Origin of the sequence: Aliivibrio sp. A6, assembly GCF_028765505.1 — a bacterium.
GTDB classification, from domain to species: Bacteria; Pseudomonadota; Gammaproteobacteria; order Enterobacterales; family Vibrionaceae; genus Aliivibrio; species Aliivibrio finisterrensis_A.
Genome location: NZ_JARACR010000001.1, coordinates 232,217 through 248,089, shown reverse-complemented (window position 1 = coordinate 248,089; position 15,873 = coordinate 232,217). Strand labels below are relative to the sequence as shown.

At 39.4% G+C, this 15,873-nt stretch carries 15 protein-coding genes; 13 read left to right on the top strand and 2 right to left on the bottom strand.

Annotation, left to right across the window (positions count from 1 at the left end):
- Positions 1-4: 4 nt before the first annotated feature.
- Positions 5-1,096, bottom strand: a complete 1,092-nt coding sequence (locus PVK70_RS01000) for a NapC/NirT family cytochrome c (RefSeq protein WP_130046690.1) — start codon at positions 1,094-1,096, stop codon at positions 5-7.
- A gap of 358 nt (positions 1,097-1,454) precedes the next feature.
- On the opposite strand from PVK70_RS01000, the gene PVK70_RS00995 reads away from it, so the two are divergent.
- The 7 genes from PVK70_RS00995 to PVK70_RS00965 all read left to right on the top strand — a co-directional run bounded on the left by PVK70_RS00995 (position 1,455) and on the right by PVK70_RS00965 (position 8,488).
- Positions 1,455-3,554, top strand: a complete 2,100-nt coding sequence (locus tag PVK70_RS00995) for a TonB-dependent siderophore receptor (RefSeq protein WP_130066341.1) — start codon at positions 1,455-1,457, stop codon at positions 3,552-3,554.
- 101 nt (positions 3,555-3,655) lie between these two features.
- The gene (locus PVK70_RS00990) at positions 3,656-4,423 is read left to right on the top strand and encodes a DUF3450 domain-containing protein (protein ID WP_130046688.1); all 768 of its coding nucleotides are present in this window, start codon (positions 3,656-3,658) and stop codon (positions 4,421-4,423) included.
- Position 4,424: 1 nt separating this feature from the next.
- Positions 4,425-5,780, top strand: a complete 1,356-nt coding sequence (locus PVK70_RS00985; RefSeq protein WP_130046687.1) for a MotA/TolQ/ExbB proton channel family protein — start codon at positions 4,425-4,427, stop codon at positions 5,778-5,780.
- Positions 5,780-6,289 (top strand): MotA/TolQ/ExbB proton channel family protein, encoded by a 510-nt coding sequence (locus PVK70_RS00980; protein ID WP_130043539.1) that lies wholly within the window; start codon positions 5,780-5,782, stop codon positions 6,287-6,289. Before PVK70_RS00985 ends, PVK70_RS00980 begins: the two co-directional genes overlap by 1 nt.
- Complete coding sequence (locus PVK70_RS00975) at positions 6,286-6,690, top strand: ExbD/TolR family protein (RefSeq protein WP_130046686.1); 405 nt, start codon at positions 6,286-6,288, stop codon at positions 6,688-6,690. The genes PVK70_RS00980 and PVK70_RS00975 overlap by 4 nt, the downstream gene beginning before the upstream one ends.
- Positions 6,690-7,310 carry an energy transducer TonB gene (locus PVK70_RS00970; protein ID WP_130046685.1) on the top strand — a complete coding sequence of 207 codons (621 nt, stop codon included), beginning with the start codon at positions 6,690-6,692 and terminating at the stop codon, positions 7,308-7,310. Before PVK70_RS00975 ends, PVK70_RS00970 begins: the two co-directional genes overlap by 1 nt.
- Complete coding sequence (locus PVK70_RS00965) at positions 7,307-8,488, top strand: tetratricopeptide repeat protein (RefSeq protein ID WP_130046684.1); 1,182 nt, start codon at positions 7,307-7,309, stop codon at positions 8,486-8,488. Before PVK70_RS00970 ends, PVK70_RS00965 begins: the two co-directional genes overlap by 4 nt.
- Before the next feature lie 53 nt (positions 8,489-8,541).
- Here the strand turns inward: PVK70_RS00965 and PVK70_RS00960 are convergent, their stop codons facing one another.
- Positions 8,542-9,018, bottom strand: a complete 477-nt coding sequence (locus tag PVK70_RS00960; protein ID WP_130046683.1) for a transcriptional regulator — start codon at positions 9,016-9,018, stop codon at positions 8,542-8,544.
- 234 nt (positions 9,019-9,252) lie between these two features.
- Here PVK70_RS00960 and PVK70_RS00955 point away from each other — a divergent pair, with 234 nt between their 5' ends.
- The 6 genes from PVK70_RS00955 to PVK70_RS00930 all read left to right on the top strand — a co-directional run bounded on the left by PVK70_RS00955 (position 9,253) and on the right by PVK70_RS00930 (position 15,842).
- Positions 9,253-10,389, top strand: coding sequence for a DUF3103 domain-containing protein (locus PVK70_RS00955; RefSeq protein ID WP_130046682.1), 1,137 nt, complete (start codon positions 9,253-9,255; stop codon positions 10,387-10,389).
- A 309-nt stretch (positions 10,390-10,698) separates the two neighbouring features.
- Positions 10,699-11,217 carry an Hcp family type VI secretion system effector gene (locus PVK70_RS00950; RefSeq protein ID WP_045104268.1) on the top strand — a complete coding sequence of 173 codons (519 nt, stop codon included), beginning with the start codon at positions 10,699-10,701 and terminating at the stop codon, positions 11,215-11,217.
- Positions 11,218-11,362: 145 nt separating this feature from the next.
- Positions 11,363-13,465 carry a type VI secretion system Vgr family protein gene (locus PVK70_RS00945; protein ID WP_130046681.1) on the top strand — a complete coding sequence of 701 codons (2,103 nt, stop codon included), beginning with the start codon at positions 11,363-11,365 and terminating at the stop codon, positions 13,463-13,465.
- Positions 13,444-14,295, top strand: coding sequence for a DUF4123 domain-containing protein (locus PVK70_RS00940; protein ID WP_130046680.1), 852 nt, complete (start codon positions 13,444-13,446; stop codon positions 14,293-14,295). Before PVK70_RS00945 ends, PVK70_RS00940 begins: the two co-directional genes overlap by 22 nt.
- Positions 14,292-15,449 carry a hypothetical protein gene (locus PVK70_RS00935; RefSeq protein WP_130043551.1) on the top strand — a complete coding sequence of 386 codons (1,158 nt, stop codon included), beginning with the start codon at positions 14,292-14,294 and terminating at the stop codon, positions 15,447-15,449. Before PVK70_RS00940 ends, PVK70_RS00935 begins: the two co-directional genes overlap by 4 nt.
- Entirely contained in the window at positions 15,450-15,842 is a 393-nt protein-coding gene (locus PVK70_RS00930) for a hypothetical protein (protein ID WP_207216106.1), read from the top strand. It abuts the gene before it with no gap.
- The last annotated feature ends 31 nt before the right edge of the window (positions 15,843-15,873 follow it).

Below are 15,873 nucleotides of genomic sequence, written 5' to 3'. Positions count from 1 at the left end.
TCCCTTATTTATGGTTTGCCACGTCTTTCGCGTGGTTTTGGAAGAATTTAGTTAAGATCTCAAGGTTTAGCTCAGAGATATCAGTACGTGCGCCCATGCTTTTTGCAACAGGACCCCAAGAGTTAACAGTGAAGTGATTTGCCGGAATTTTCGCGTGACACGTTGCACAGTAGACGTTGTCTAGCTCTTCTGCGTAATCCCATAGTGGTTGATTAGAAGCAAGAACAGGAGATTCGATTGTGCCCGTTAGCTCTGCGGTGCGCCATTCGTTGCCATAAGCATCTGTGTTTGCTTCACCTAGTATCAGCGCTTTTATGCCAGTATCAGTAAGAGTCGCAATGATTGAACGTTGGCCTTCACCCATGTAGATAACCGATTCTGCGCCTTTCATTTGGTAACCAGAAACGGTAACAGTGCGTTTGCCTTCATCGTTACTAACAGTCGTTAGTTCAACGGTAGGGTTAATTGTCGCAAGGTCAGCCATTTTGATGCTTTCAATTGGGTAAACTTTTTCAGCATCAGCTTTAGTGTTTTTCGCCATATCGAAAAGATGGTCAAATGCAGACGTATCTAATGTGGCTTGTGGTGCAAAGTGAGCAACGCCTTTGTGACAATCAATACAGGTTTGGTTGTTTTCTCTTCCGTAAACATGCATTTTTTGTGCACTTGCTGATTGGTCGTAAGTTTCCATTGCATCAAAGCTGTGACAAGAACGACAAGTAGCAGAATCGTTTGCACGCATTTGTTCCCATACGGTTTCAGCCATCGCTAAACGGTGTTCTTCGTATTTCTCATCTGTGTCAATTTTGCCAGTAACAAATTCGTGATAGATGTCTTTAGACGCACGAATTTTCGTAATTAGGTAATCAATTGGTTCTTCTGGAATATGACAATCAGCACATTCGGCACGGATACCTTTTTGGTTACTGAAATGAACAGAACCTTGATATTCATGTAATGGTTTTTCCATTGTGTGGCATGAAACACAAAATTCAGTGGTTGATGTTGCGTGGAGTACGGCTTGTGTACCGCCCAAGGTTATCCAACCAATGGCAATACCAACGGCAGCGATTAAAGCGATATAGCGTTTGTTCATAATATGATCCTTAATTTAGCCACATTCTTTGTGTGGTCAATGAATAATATTACCACTTTGGTGTTAATTGTGTGCAAGAAAAGAGTAGATATTTCAAAAAAATGTAACCGCTTACTCAAAATTGAGAGTTTTATTAATTACTATTCAAATCTCAATATTGTTTTACATAAAAAGGAGAGGGAGATGTGTAATCATCTTGCTTTGATTTTGTTACACATTATCGTTATTGGTTTAAATTGAGTGACGTTTCTATACAAATGCAAAGAATGTAAATACCATGCAAATGGTAACAATTATCATTTATATTCCATCTCAGATTTTTATCACCCTTTTTAAAAATACTTGGAGATAATGGAATATGTTTTCTAAAAGTCAGTTGGCTCTTGTTATTGGCGCAGTTTTGTCTACCCCTCTTGCTTACGCTGAAACAGAGACATCAACTACTGATGAGCACATGGTCGTTACTGGTCGTGACTATGGTTATAAAGCAGATACAAACTCAACATCCATGCGTATGGAAGCGACGCAATTAGAAACTCCAGGGCAAGTGAGCGTGATTGACGAGCAGCTTATTGATGAGCAACGCGCAAGTACGCTTGGTGAAGTATTGAAGAATGATGCGAGTATTGGCGCTGGTGCAACAACACGTAACCGTGAACAATTTACGTTACGAGGCTTCGAGCTAAGCAGCAGCTCTGGTTTTTTGCGTGATGGAAAACAGCATTGGTCTCATTACCGTCAACCAATTGAATTATTAGAGCGTGTCGAGATCTTAAAAGGTCCATCAGGTCTATTATATGGTCAATCTGCACCTGGTGGTTTAGTGAATATGGTTGCTAAGAAGCCAACCTATGAAACCCAAGTCAGTGTTAGCCAGGATATTGGTTCAAATAATAATTCTCGTACAACAGCGGATGTAAGCGGTTCATTAAATGATGAGCAAACATTGCGTGGTCGTGCTGTCGTATCTAAACAAACATACAACTCATGGCGTCAATATGGTGATGGTACAGTACCGTCTACAGAGCGTTTTGTTGGTGGCCTATTCCTTGATTATGACATTAATGAAGATGTGACAATCTCTTTCCATTATGACCGTACGATTGACGACGGCAGTGTTGATTCTGGTGCCTACATTAAAGATGGAAAAACCATTGGTGGTGATCAATTCATTTGGGATGCTCAGTGGTCAAGTATCGAAAATGATGTCGAAAATGTCGGTGTTGATATTGCAGCGAACTTGACTGATGTATGGCGTGTTAACGCAAGTTTTAATCATCAAGACTTTAATCGTCATGATGTAGAAAGCTTCCCTAAAGAAGAGACGTATGATCCTTCAAATGGCTCGTATAAACAAGGCGGAAGTGATCGTAAAGATAACTGGGTATTTAAAACCGCAAGTGTTGATTTAATTGGTGAATTTGATGCACTAGGCGTAAGTCACCAAATGTTGTTTGGTAGCAACTGGTTAGGCTATAGCTATGATCGTCTAGAGTATTCATTGAAAGGATCAACTGTAAACGTGGGTGGCTCTACACCTGTTCCTGAAATAGACCCTGCAAAGAAAGTGAAGGATACACATTCAGAATACGATGCATGGGGATTTTACGCTCAGGATATGATCACGTTTAATGATTATTGGCAGGTGTTAGCCGGTGTTCGTTATGACCGTCAGCTTAAAGAAGGTTTAGCTGAAGATGCTGTATCTCCTAAGTTTGCGGTAATTTTCCACCCTGCAGATACAGGTTCTATCTACGCAACGTACTCTGAAAGCTTTGAAATGCAAGGTGAAGTGTCAGGTAATAATTATGTAAATGATGGACAACAATTAGATCCGCTACGTGGAAGATTGTATGAATTGGGCACCAAATGGGAGTTGATGGATAATCAATTATTTGTCTCTGGTGCAGTGTTTGACATTACGCAAGAAAACTCAACGGTAGATAAGAAATTGAGTAATGGTATGGATGAGAAAACTCAAGCAGGTGAACAAGTTCACCGTGGTGCAGAGCTTTCGGTTCAAGGCTTTATCACAGAGCGTTTCTCTATGAGCGGTTCAGCGACTTATCTAGATGCAGAATACACTGTGCATGAAGATTACCAAGGAAATCGTCCTGCTGATGTGCCTGAATATTCAGCAAGTGTTTGGTCTCGTTATGCCTTCACAAATAATACGGATGCAAATTTAGGTGCTATTTATGTTGGTGAACGTTACGGAGATGCAGCAAATACCTTTAAGAAGGACGGTTACACACGCTTTGATTTAGGTATTTCACATACAGTTAAATACGATCAAGATTTAACCTTTGTAGCACGTTTTAATGTTGAAAACTTGTTTGATACCGATTACCTAGCAGGTGGTGGATCAACAGGTGATGATTATGCAAAAAATGGTGCACAAAATGTTGTTATTGGTGAGGGCCGAAACTACATGGCGACACTACAAGTTAAATACTAATTTAGCGCATTAAAAATAAGGGAGGCTTCGGTCTCCCTTTAGTGCGTTTATTCAAATACAAACTTTCTTTTAAGAAATAAAGAACTAAGAAATTGATAAATATGAATATTCTAAAAACCAGTATCGGTATTGCATTAGCAACCGTGATCACAACCGCTCAGGCAACCACGCTTGATCAAGCACGATCTATCGAAAATAAATCGAATACAGCCTCTGCTGTGAGCCAAGCAAAAATTGATAAAAGCTCAGAAGCAACTTTAGCTTATAAAGCAGAGATTGAGCAGCTTCAAGAAGAAGTGAAAAACCTCGCAGTATACCGTGATCACTTAACTGGTTTAGTGAATAGTCAGCAACAAGAAATGACGAGTTTAGATGACCAAATTGATACCATTAAAGAGACAAGACAAGGCGTTGTTCCTTTAATGTATAAGATGTTATCTGGTCTGAACACGGCAGTTGAGCAAGATAAGCCAATTAAAACAGAAGAGCGTTTACAGCGTATTGCAAAGCTTGAACATATGATGGCAAGAGCAGATGTAAGCGATGCCGAAAAGTACCGTCGACTTCTTGAAGCTTACCAGATAGAAATGGATTACGGCACAAAGTTAGGAACATACCAAACACAAATTACGGTTGAAAGTAATGAGAAAATTGATGCGGATATGCTGCATTTAGGACGTGTTTCGTTAGTCGCTCGTCGCCTTGATGCTTCTCAATATTGGAGTTGGAATACGTATACCAATCAATGGCAATCATTGGATTCTAAATTTAATGATGAGTTAGCCAAAGCTTACTCTGTCGCTTATAAGCAAGTTGCCCCAAGTTTATTGGTTCTTCCTGTGTCTTTATCACTAAAAGAGGTGAAATAACATGACTATTAAGCCATTGATTGTAGCGATTTCACTGTTTGGTCTTTCTATTAACGCCGCTACAGCAAACTCTGAATTGTTGAAAGAGACACAACAAGCAAGTCATGCACAAAAGCAGCATGACGCACAAAGAGAGTCTGGCTTTAAACAAACAGAACAAAGCTTAAAAGCACAACGAAATGCATTGATTGCAGAGCGAAAAAAACTGCAAAAAGAAAGTGATGAATTAAGCGCTATCTTTAGTAAAAATGAAAAAACACTAGCGACGTTAGAGCAGCAGCTGCATTTAGAAACGGGCAGTTTAGGCGAGTTGTTTGGTGTGGTAAGACAAACCGCAAAGGATGTGGATTCGGAGCTAAAAAGCTCGGTTTCAGGAGCAGTGAATGTAGAACATCGTCAGTTAATTTCGGACATTGTTGCGGCTAAGTCTTTGCCTTCAATGGCTCAATTAACAGGTTTATGGCAGACCATGGCTCAACAAGTTAATGCGAGCTCAGAGTTAGAATCAACGACGGTAACAATGATTAATGGTTCTGGTCATCGTCAATCAATAAATGCTTATCGCTTAGGTAATATGGCATTGGTTGGTGACGATGGTTTCTTGCAGTGGGACAATAAAAAGCAAGTTGCTACTTACTACGCTCAACAGCCAGAACTTATGCCAACATTCGCTATTTTGTCTGAAATGCAAGGGCAACAAACCATCATGATGGCAAGCGATCCGTCTCGTGGCATTATGTTAGAGCAATTAGCTAATACACCAACAATGAAAGAGCGCCTTCAAGCGGGTGGTGTGGTTGGTAAAATCATTATTGGTTTATTACTGATTGGATTAATTATTTCACTCTTTAATGGGGTGAGATTGTTTGTTATTCGCCAACAAATTAGAAAGCAATTAAAACAGCCACAAGAACTGGGTAAAAACCCATTAGGCCGTGTACTTGCTGTTTATGATGCAGAAAAACAACGTTCAGTAGAAGCTATGGAATTGCGTTTACTCGAAACCATTGTTGATGAACAACAAGGATTAGAAAAAGGCCTGTCGATGCTTAAACTATTAGCAGCTTTAGCACCAATGTTGGGGCTTTTAGGTACGGTTACTGGCATGATCGAAACATTCCAAGTGATTACTCAGTTTGGTAATGGAGATCCAAAAGTGATGGCGGGCGGTATATCAATGGCTCTAGTAACCACGGTACTAGGTCTGGTTGCAGCAATGCCTCTGTTATTGACGCACAATATCTTAAGCTCACAAGCTGAAAGCATTCGCACTATTCTTGAAAAACAAGGGCTAGGGCTAGTGGCTGAACAGGCTGAAAAAGTAGCGCAACCTAACGCTATGGATATGGCAGCGTAATGACGGCTTTTCTTTCACATTTTATGACACAAGGCGGCCCCATTTTATGGTGGTTGGCTGCCATTGTGGCCATGTGTTGGTTGTTGGTGGTTGAACGTGTGTTTTTCTTGGCCTTTACTTTTCCTGCACAGAAAAAAGTATGGGTAGAGAAATGGCAGCAACGTAATGATCATGAATCTTGGTATGCAAAAACCATTAGAGATGGATGGATAAGCGAAGCGCACCTTCAATTAAACCAATATTTAAATTTCATTAAGGTGCTAGTGGCAATATGCCCAATGCTCGGTTTGTTAGGCACGGTTACTGGGATGATTTCCGTATTTGATGTAATGGCAAACCAAGGCAGTAGTCAACCTAAGCTGATGGCATCGGGAATTTCACTCGCTACATTACCGACGATGGCCGGAATGGTTGCGGCGTTAGCGGGTATGTTTGTTCATGCCCGTTTAGCAAAGGTATGTCGTCGTAAAGAACATCAATTAGAAAAAGCATTAAGGAGTCAGTCATGAGACTTGGCCGTCGATCTTCACATCAAGAAGAAGCACAAATTGATTTAACATCCATGTTAGATATTGTATTTATCATGCTGATCTTTTTTATTGTTACTAGCTCATTTGTGCGCGAATCTGGCGTAGAAGTAAATCGTCCTCAAGCCAGTAACGTATCAAGCCAAAAAGACGCAGGGATATTTGTCGCAATCACAGCTTCCAACGACATCTTTATTGATAAACGTATGGTTGATGCGGAGCGTGTGCAAGCAACGTTAGAGCATTTATTGCTTGAACAACCAGAAGCATCATTAGTGATTCAAGCCGATGAACATGCATATAACGGTACGGTCGTGAAAGTGATGGATGCTGCGAAAGGCGCTGGTGTTAAAGGCATCGCGTTGGCTGCGGAGAAACACTAATGTGGCGTTTATTTTTAGCCATGCCAATTGCGATATCTATGACGGTTGGTTTATTCACCTTCATGGCGTGGATGGTGGATAACGGAGCTCAGGGTAAGCCAGAGAGCAGTGAAACGATCCGCTTTGATATGGTAATGGCTGAGCAAGAGCAAGATGTGCAGCGCCGTCAACGCCGTGTGCCTGAAAAGCCTGATGCGCCAGAGCCTCCGCCACAAGCAACGCCAATGGCAGCTCAAACACAAACGGCAATGGCAACACCACAAAGTTCGATGCCATTGATTGGTTTGGATTCAAGTGTTTCTGGCTTAGCCATCAGCGCGCCAAATTTCGCGGACTTTACGGGTAATCAACAGGCTATGCCTTTGTACCGTGTGGAACCTCGTTATCCTTCAAAAGCGATGAAAAGAGGCGCAGAGGGTTTTGTTGTGATGTCATTTACCATTGATGAGCAAGGTCGCCCTACCGATGTAAAAGTCACAGACGCAAAACCGAGAAGAATGTTTGAAAGAGAAGCAGTTAAGGCTCTGAAAAAGTGGAAATATCAACCAAAAGTATTGGATGGAAAAGCCATTTCTCAAGTTGGACAAACCGTAAAATTGGAGTTTACCTTAGCAAAATGATGAAATTAATAGTCTCTATTTTTAGTGTTGTTTTGATGTTTAGTGAACTCGCACAAGCACAACAACTGACTCAATATAATGCAGCAAAAGTACAGCGTGCCATTCAATTGCAGCAGCAAGATAAAATAGTGCAAGCTATTGATGTTCTCGCTGATCTCTCACCATCACAACCTTATGATAAAGCCTATGTGCAGCGAATGTTAGGTGTTTTTCATTGGCAAAATGGTAACAGTAAGGCTGCGGTAAAGTCTTTATCAATTGCAGTAAACAGCCAGCAATTAGTGGATGAACAAGCGTGGATAACGCAACGTATGTTAGCGGATCTATTATTGACAGAACAACGCTTTGCAGAGGCATTACCGCATTATTATCAATTAACGAAAACGGTGCCAGAAAAACAAAAGGTAGGGGATTTGTGGTTTCGAATTGCCCAAACACATTATCAATTATCTGAATGGAAAAAGGTGCTTAGCGCATTAAAGCAGCATCAACATACGGGTAAATATAAAGAGCGAAATAATGATCGCCAGTTATTGGTTTTAAAACTTGGGGCTCAACTGCAATTAAAGCATTGGAAATCAGCCATTCCAACATTAAATGCGTTGATCGTATTAGAGCCAAATCAAGCGGGTTGGTGGCAGCAATTATCGAGCATTCAATTACGACTAAATCAGCCTAAACATGCATTAGATACGTTAATTCTTGCAGAGCGACAGGGAATAGAATTAAGCAAATCAGAGTTGAAAATTTTGGCTCAATTGTATGCACAGCGTGGTATTCCTGAAAAAGCAGCGCAAGTGATGGCGCAATTAGCAGAGTATGAAACAGATAAAGAAGTCATAGTTACGCAAGCAACTTATTGGCAGGCAGCAAAAGAGTGGGATAAAGCAATTACTGCTTGGCAAAAAGCAGCAAAGTTTGATAATCAATATTATTGGCAGGTAGCACAACTTCAAATCCAAGAGGGTCATTATCAACAAGGGCTAAAAAGCCTTGATAAAGTAAAGGACTACAATAAAACCGATGACGTAGCATTAGCGAAAACTCGTGCTTATTATAAATTGAATCAATTAGAATTGGCCCTTGTGAATGCAAAACGAGCCAATGACTTTACACCATCCAATGAAGCAAAAGGGTGGATACAATATCTGTCGCAGTTGAGAAAAATGGAAAGTTGATAAAAGATAAAGTGATGGCGAATTTTAGTCAAGATACAAGATATCTAGATTTTTTAGTGTCTTATTGAGTTGTTTTGACTGACTTCATTATAAGCTTCATTCCACGAGATGCTTGCCATTAGCTTCACATGCACATCAATTAAGGTGTGTGCTTCTTTATCCCAAATAGATTGGTCTTGTTGTTGATTACAAAACTCTAAACGTAATACGGTGATATGTTGTAATCGCTTCAAGCCCCAATCTTTTATTTCTATATCTGTTGTTGGAGAAAAGGCGGTCATCTCTAACTTCGCTGCAATATATTGCAGTGTTTGATATGCCTTGTTTGAATCTTGGTATTTTTCATATTCAAACACTCTTAAACAACCATCTAGCCAACAAGCAATGGCTTTACTTTGGTTTTCTGTCAAATGTGGCCCCCACACAGAATTAGGAGCTGAATAGAGTCGTGATTCAAGCGTGGTTATTGACCCTGTTCTTCCCATTTGATACCAATCTGAGATTGAAGCTAACCACGTATTTAATGTCATTCCTGCCTCTTTTCATCTGCACTTATAAAATAGTTTGGTCTATTTTTGTACAAAATGCCAAGTTGAGTTCACTCTGTATTCGTAATTTTACGGTGTCTTATTTTTGATACCACTCATTAAAAAGATAAATTAGAGTATTGACTTTAATTTTGTCTCATTTTTGGTATGGTTGGGGTAAGGACAAATTCGAATGGATTCAAAATCAATACAATAACTATAAATAAGGAATGCTGTATGAACAAATTAACAGCGCTACTCGTATTTTGCTTGATGACTCCAGCTTTGGCTACGGCGCAAGATGATGTATCTAAGCGTGCTTTAGCACTGGAGTTAAGCCGTGCTTTTCCACAATTAGAAAACAATTTAAAAAGTACCATTAATCAGTATCAAATGAGCGCTTCATTATCTGATTTATCAACTCAAACTAAGCCTCAACCGCAGGTTCGAACTTTTATGGCTGCAATGACCACTGCGAATAAAAGCGAGATCCAAGCGCGCGGTTTAGAAAAATATACTGATGAATTGCTTGAGTTACGTTTAGCTGATCCAAGTATGTTGGCTCGTTGGCAAGCAGGACAAAGCCCATTGTTTGCTTTTGAACCTGAAGGAGCAGAGAGCGAATGGCAATACATCGAAGCTTATGATATTGATGGTAATCTTCACTATTTAGACGTTTACGATATTCCAGAGCGCCCAGTATTAGTGGTTGATACTAATAACCGTGAAGAGCTGAAAGCTGGTCTAGCATTAATGCGTGATGAATTTAAAGCATTGCAATCTAGTGGGCCAAGTCAACAAACGAAGCCAGTGCCTTATGCGATGTTAAGATCTGCTGTGGAACCAACTGAAATTAATACCACTATCTTAAAGAAAATTCAGTTAAAAGATGACCATGAACCTTGGATCTCAGGTAAGGCTGAGATATACGCCATTGTGTCTGGTGTGAGCCCTGAAAGAGACGAACCAACGATTGATGTGATTGAGATGCCTTATTTAGATTACGCAGAGCAATCATACCCTGCAAATCAGATCATGGTTTTTTGGGATCGTTATCGTTGGGGGGCTGCAGATATCATTTTAATGGAGCAAGACGATAAAACGGATTATAAACAGTTAGCACAAACCATCTTAAAAGCAGCCAGTGACTTCTTGGCAACAATACCAGATAAAGAAGCACAAGCGTATTTGATAATTCCTCAAATGACGAGTGCAATTATTGCATTACTTCCTGATGATTTATTCGTTAACGATGACGATTTTGTTGATGTGTTTTATACAATAATGAAAGACACGGAATATACTGATCATTCAGGTGCAGGAAACAACGCAACCGCGGATTTTGCACCGTTAATTATTCCAAAAACTGAATAGCTATTTATTATAATAACAGTGACTTAAAGGCTAATGTTTTTAAGTCACTTTTTATTAATGACTAAGTTGGAGTGGTGGATTTTGCGAGACAGATCCAAAAGACTCTATTTGGTATGAGTGTCGAATTAAATTGGCACAACTTTTAGTTTGATTGAAATATGAGATTCATTGATTGTTTTTCAAACTTTAAATGAGAAGGTTTTATTTATAATAATGTTAACTTATTGATTAAGTTGAATAATAAAAATGGCATGCCTTTGGCAATAGGATTAGCGAACATTAATTCATATTTATTAAAAGGAAGATAGTATGCCAACTCCAGCTTATATGCGTATCGAAGGCGAGAAACAAGGATTGATCACAGCAGGCACTTTTACTGAAGATTCAGTAGGTAACATTTACCAAGAAGGCCATGAAGATGAAGTATTGGTACAAGGTTTTGAGCATCAAGTTCTATTACCTCGTGATCCTCAATCTGGTCAACCTACTGGTCAGCGTGTGCATAAGCCAGTACGTATTACAAAAGTATTCGATAAGGCATCACCATTAATGTATAACGCATTAACATCAGGTGAGAAGCTGCCAAAAGTTGAAATCAAATGGTACCGTACTTCAGCAACAGGTACACAAGAGCATTATTTTACGACGGTTCTGCATGATGCGATTATCGTTGATATCACGGCATCAATGCCAAACTGCCAAGACCCAGCACAAGCGCATTTCACACATCTAGAAGATGTATTTATGACCTATCGTGCTATTGATTGGACGCACGAAGTCGCAGGTACATCTGGTAATGATGACTGGCGTACAGCAATGAAAGCGTAACCACTCGCATTTTCGGGAGAGTCAATATCATAAACGTCCCTAGCTGTTTATGATGACTCTCCCTTTTTGTGTTTAAGAGATACCAATTTATTGATGAGTTAAGCTGTTGGTATTACCAAATAAGTGTGTTTCAGGATGAATTATTATGCAGGATGCAAACCAAGCTCAATTTGAGATAGCTGTCGCTACCATTGATATTCCATTACAGGTCTATCAGTTCTCTGGTCATGAACAACTTGGTTCATTGTATCAATTCGATGTCACTTTTGTGTGTGAAGACCCAGAGCTAAAATTAGAGGAGTGGTTGCAATTACCTGTTTGCTTAACCTTACATCACAATAACCAAAATAATACAAAATATACGCCTAGATATGTTCATGGGATCATCGAATCAATTGAACAGCTTAATACTTCGTTTCGCTATAGCACTTATCGATTGTCATTAGTGCCTATTTTTTCATTACTTACTTATCGAACCAATTTTCAAGTATTTCAACACAAAACGGTTCCTGACATAATTGCCGAGATTTACCAACAAGCCGGAATTTTAACTAACCATTTTGATATTGAGTTATTTAATGCCCATGAGCCGAGAGAGTATTGTGTTCAATATGGTGAATCTGATTTAGATTTTGTTCAACGATTGATGTCTGAAGAAGGGATTATTAGTTATTTTGAGCATACTGATACCGGTTCAAAATTGATCATTTCTGATGGGCCAGAAATACATACAGAATTAGCGCCATTGTGTGTGGTGGCTAATAATGGAATGACCAAAGACAGTAATACCATTACTTCCTTAATAAAAAAACAAAAAGTGAGCACGGGTAAGGTCTCAGTAAAAGACTATAATTTTGAAACACCAACTCGCTCCCCAATTGGAAAAAGCCAGAACGATGATCAAGGTGAATGTGCATCTGAATTAGCGTTAGAGCATTACCAATACCCTAGTAACCAATTGTCATCAGAAAAAGCCACAAAGTACGCGTCATTAAGGTTAAAGCAACAAAGAACAGGCACTGTTGAGTTATTAGGCGAAAGTGATTGTGCGCAGTTAACCGCTGGCTATTTCCAGCCTATTCAAGAACACCCAAACCCAGAATGGAACGATATCTGGTTATTAACACACGTGACGCATTCAGGAAGGCAGCCCCAGGTACTTGAAGAATTAGCCGATGGCGGCTCAGAATACCACGCCTCATTTAGCTGTACGCCTTGGATGATGCCTTTTAAGGCGATACAAAAGCCAAAACCACTGATCCATAATGTCGACACCGCGATAGTCACGGGTCCTGAAAATGAAGAAATCTATTGTGATGAGCATGGTCGTGTAAAAGTGCAGTTTCATTGGGATAGAAACGGCCAAGGAAATGAAAAGACCAGTTGTTGGTTACGAACTTCTCAAGGCTGGGCTGGCAATCAATATGGACAGTTTATTTTGCCAAGAATAGGGCATGAGGTCATTGTTAGCTTTATCCACGGTGATCCAGATAAACCTATCATTACCGGGTCTCTTTATAATGGCGATAATAAGCCTCCATATACTTTACCTGAGCATAAAACACGCAGCACCTTTAAAACCTCAAGTTCGTTAGGTGGTGAAAACTTCAATGAATTGCGTTTTGAAGATAAAAAAGACGCCGAGCAAATTTATATTCATGCAGCAAAAGACATGGATAGCCAGATCCAAAATGATCACACAATAGAAGTCTTTAACGATGAGCATAAGATTGTACATAACAATCAATTTAATGAGATAAAAAACAATAGAAATACGACCGTTGGTGGTAGTCAGTTTGAAACCATTAAAGGAGATTCTCATCATCAAGTTAATGGCTCTGTTCATAGCAAAGTAGGTAAAAAACGCTTAGAAGAGATTGGTTCTGAATTGCACTTAAAATCAGGGCAAAAAATAGTGTTAGAGGCAGGCACTGAAATCACCATTAAAGCCGGTGGCAGTGTAGTAAAAATCGACCCAGCAGGCGTTCATCTTATTGGTTCTGCAATTAACCTAAACTCAGGCGGTAGCGCAGGAAGTGGCAGCGGTTATGCTGGAAAAGTTGCGGTGTTACCAATGGGGAAAGAAGTTGAGCAGGCTGGGGAAGTTTCTAATGCTGCGAATGGGACATCTTATGATGGTGAAGTGTTAGAAGTCGCCAATTATCAGCAGCAAGTCACTACCGGAAGTGCAATTGTTGAAGAGTGTAATTGCGATGGAGAAGGAACATGCTCCGCACATTCAAACTAGATGATTATTCAATAACCAAACATCTTGAATATCAACCAATGAATAATAATAGATACGCCATTATTGAGCCCAGTCTATTTGATGATCTGTTAGTGTATGTTTACCAACAGAATCCAGTTCTTGAGTGGGATTATCTATTAGGCCATGAGTTACAAGCGCGTAGCCCAATTATTATTAAATTAACGGGTAATGAAAGTCATGATGATTTTTTGAACCGGTTTATTGCTCTGCCATCAGGGAGTGTATTCTCATCTTCTCTCGATTTTAAAGCGTTTCAGCAGCAGGCTTTATATGCTTATACCATTATTAAAGAATCGGGAAATAAAGCGACATTACGATTTTTTGATCCAAGAGTATTACCAAGTGTGCTGTTGGCATTAAAACCTGAGCAGCTTGAGCAAATGTTTAACGGTGTTTTAGCAATTCAGTGGCATCACTACAACTCTTGGTTCGTATATCAAAGCTCTGTATCAACTGAATTGTCAGAAGATGTACATAGCTTTACTGAGGATCCAATTGTTATTGATAATACGCAACTTGCTTTAATGGATGAGATTCGAAAATATCAGTTGTTAGAGGATATTGCTCATCAATATCAACCAATTTTACCACCGTCACATCAAGCTATGGATATTCTTTTGGATGCGGATAAATACAATCCAACAATGGCACAAGAATACGAAGGGTATTTACGCATGAGAATTGACACGGGTTGTTTAGAAAAAGAGCCTCAATGGATGAGTATAAAGTTAGAGCAAAGTGACACCTCATTAACTGAGCGGATAAAAGGAATTCATCAACAAGTGAAAAGTCAGGAGCTAATATCATGAAGATTACTTTACCTGATGAAAAATATGGAAACGGTAATGACTGTGCGATAAGTGGAGAGGGTACACCTGTATGTCAGACAGAGATTTTTGATTTAGGCTGGATGCAGGCAGATAAAACTCAAACGCAAGAAGAGTTGTTTTCTAGCTTATATACAGAAGAAACATTGGATAAACATAAAGCCCTTATTAAAAAGTATAATACTCACTTAAATGAGCCTGTTCGTCAGGGAGAAATTGTAATACTCCCGACAGTGGAACCAAAAACAGAAGAAGAAAATAGTTGGTTTAATGAGCTTATAGAGGAAGCAAAAATTGCCAGTTTAGAGCTAGGGAAGCTACTGGATGAAGAGGTTGCGACTCTTCATCGTCACTTTGACTTATTCTCTCATCAATTATGGGAGCGTATTAAATCAGATGGTTTACCAACGGATTATTATGCTCAAGTGGCTACAGGGATTGGGGCAACTTCAGCCCTAGTTGAACAAAACCTTAAAAATATTAATGGCGTTTTATTTGAGATAAATGATTTGTATGCCTCACAAGTTGCGATGGCAAGTAGAATTGGTGGTGTGAATTATGGGTCATTTGTTGCTGAGCGAGCAGAGCTATTTAAAAAGCTTGATGGTTCTTTTGCTGTGCTTTCTAAACGTAGTGTTCAATTGCCAATATATAATCAAATTAAACGTAATTTGAAGTTATCGACTAAGTCAGTTATTCATAATGCTGATGAAATATTAAAAACTGGATATGTGAAAGAGTTAGGTAAGCGTATCGGAAATATAGCGATAGGCATTTCAGCCTCTAGAGGGTTGGGGTATGTCGGTTTATTAATTGGTGCGAATAGTGCAATGGATAATATTTATCAGGCGTGTAAGGTTGATAGCTCTGGTGATTGTGGTAAGACAACGACTCGTGAAGTCACTGGGTTTATTGGTGGATGGTATGGTGGTATTAAAGGAGGGACTGTCGGTGTAGGACTAGCAGTAGGTACTGTATTGTTTGTTGTTGGTGTTACTGCTTCCGCCCCTGTACTTGCTCTTGCTGCTATTGGTGGTGCGATTGTTGGCGGAGGTGCTGGTGGTATTGTTGGCTCGACGACAGGTAAAGCGGTTGGTGATGGAATGTACGATTTTTATGAATGGATGGTGGAATAAATGTCGGATGCAGTATGGTGGGAATTATTGATTATGGTTCCTGGCTCTATTTTTGCTGGATATGCTATAGCTTGGTCTGTTCCTGGTATGATTATGAGTGCAACTGTTTCACTGGGAAGTTTTAAACATATTATTTTTATTGATAAGCAATTAGCAAAAGACCTTGATAAATATTATGACAAAAATGGGCATATGCGGCCTCAATATCAAATGTCTTGGGAAATAGGCAGTCGATGCTTTGATTATTGGATTAAGTACCCATTCATTCGTAAGCGTGTAACAACTGATTCTATAAAATTTAAGGTTTTTATGTGGGTCAATGTTTTAGGGGTATGGAGCTATATTCTTTTTATTTTTTGTCTATTAATAGCTAAAACTTTCGATATTATTTAATTAAGTATTGTATATCATACTAAACAAGCTA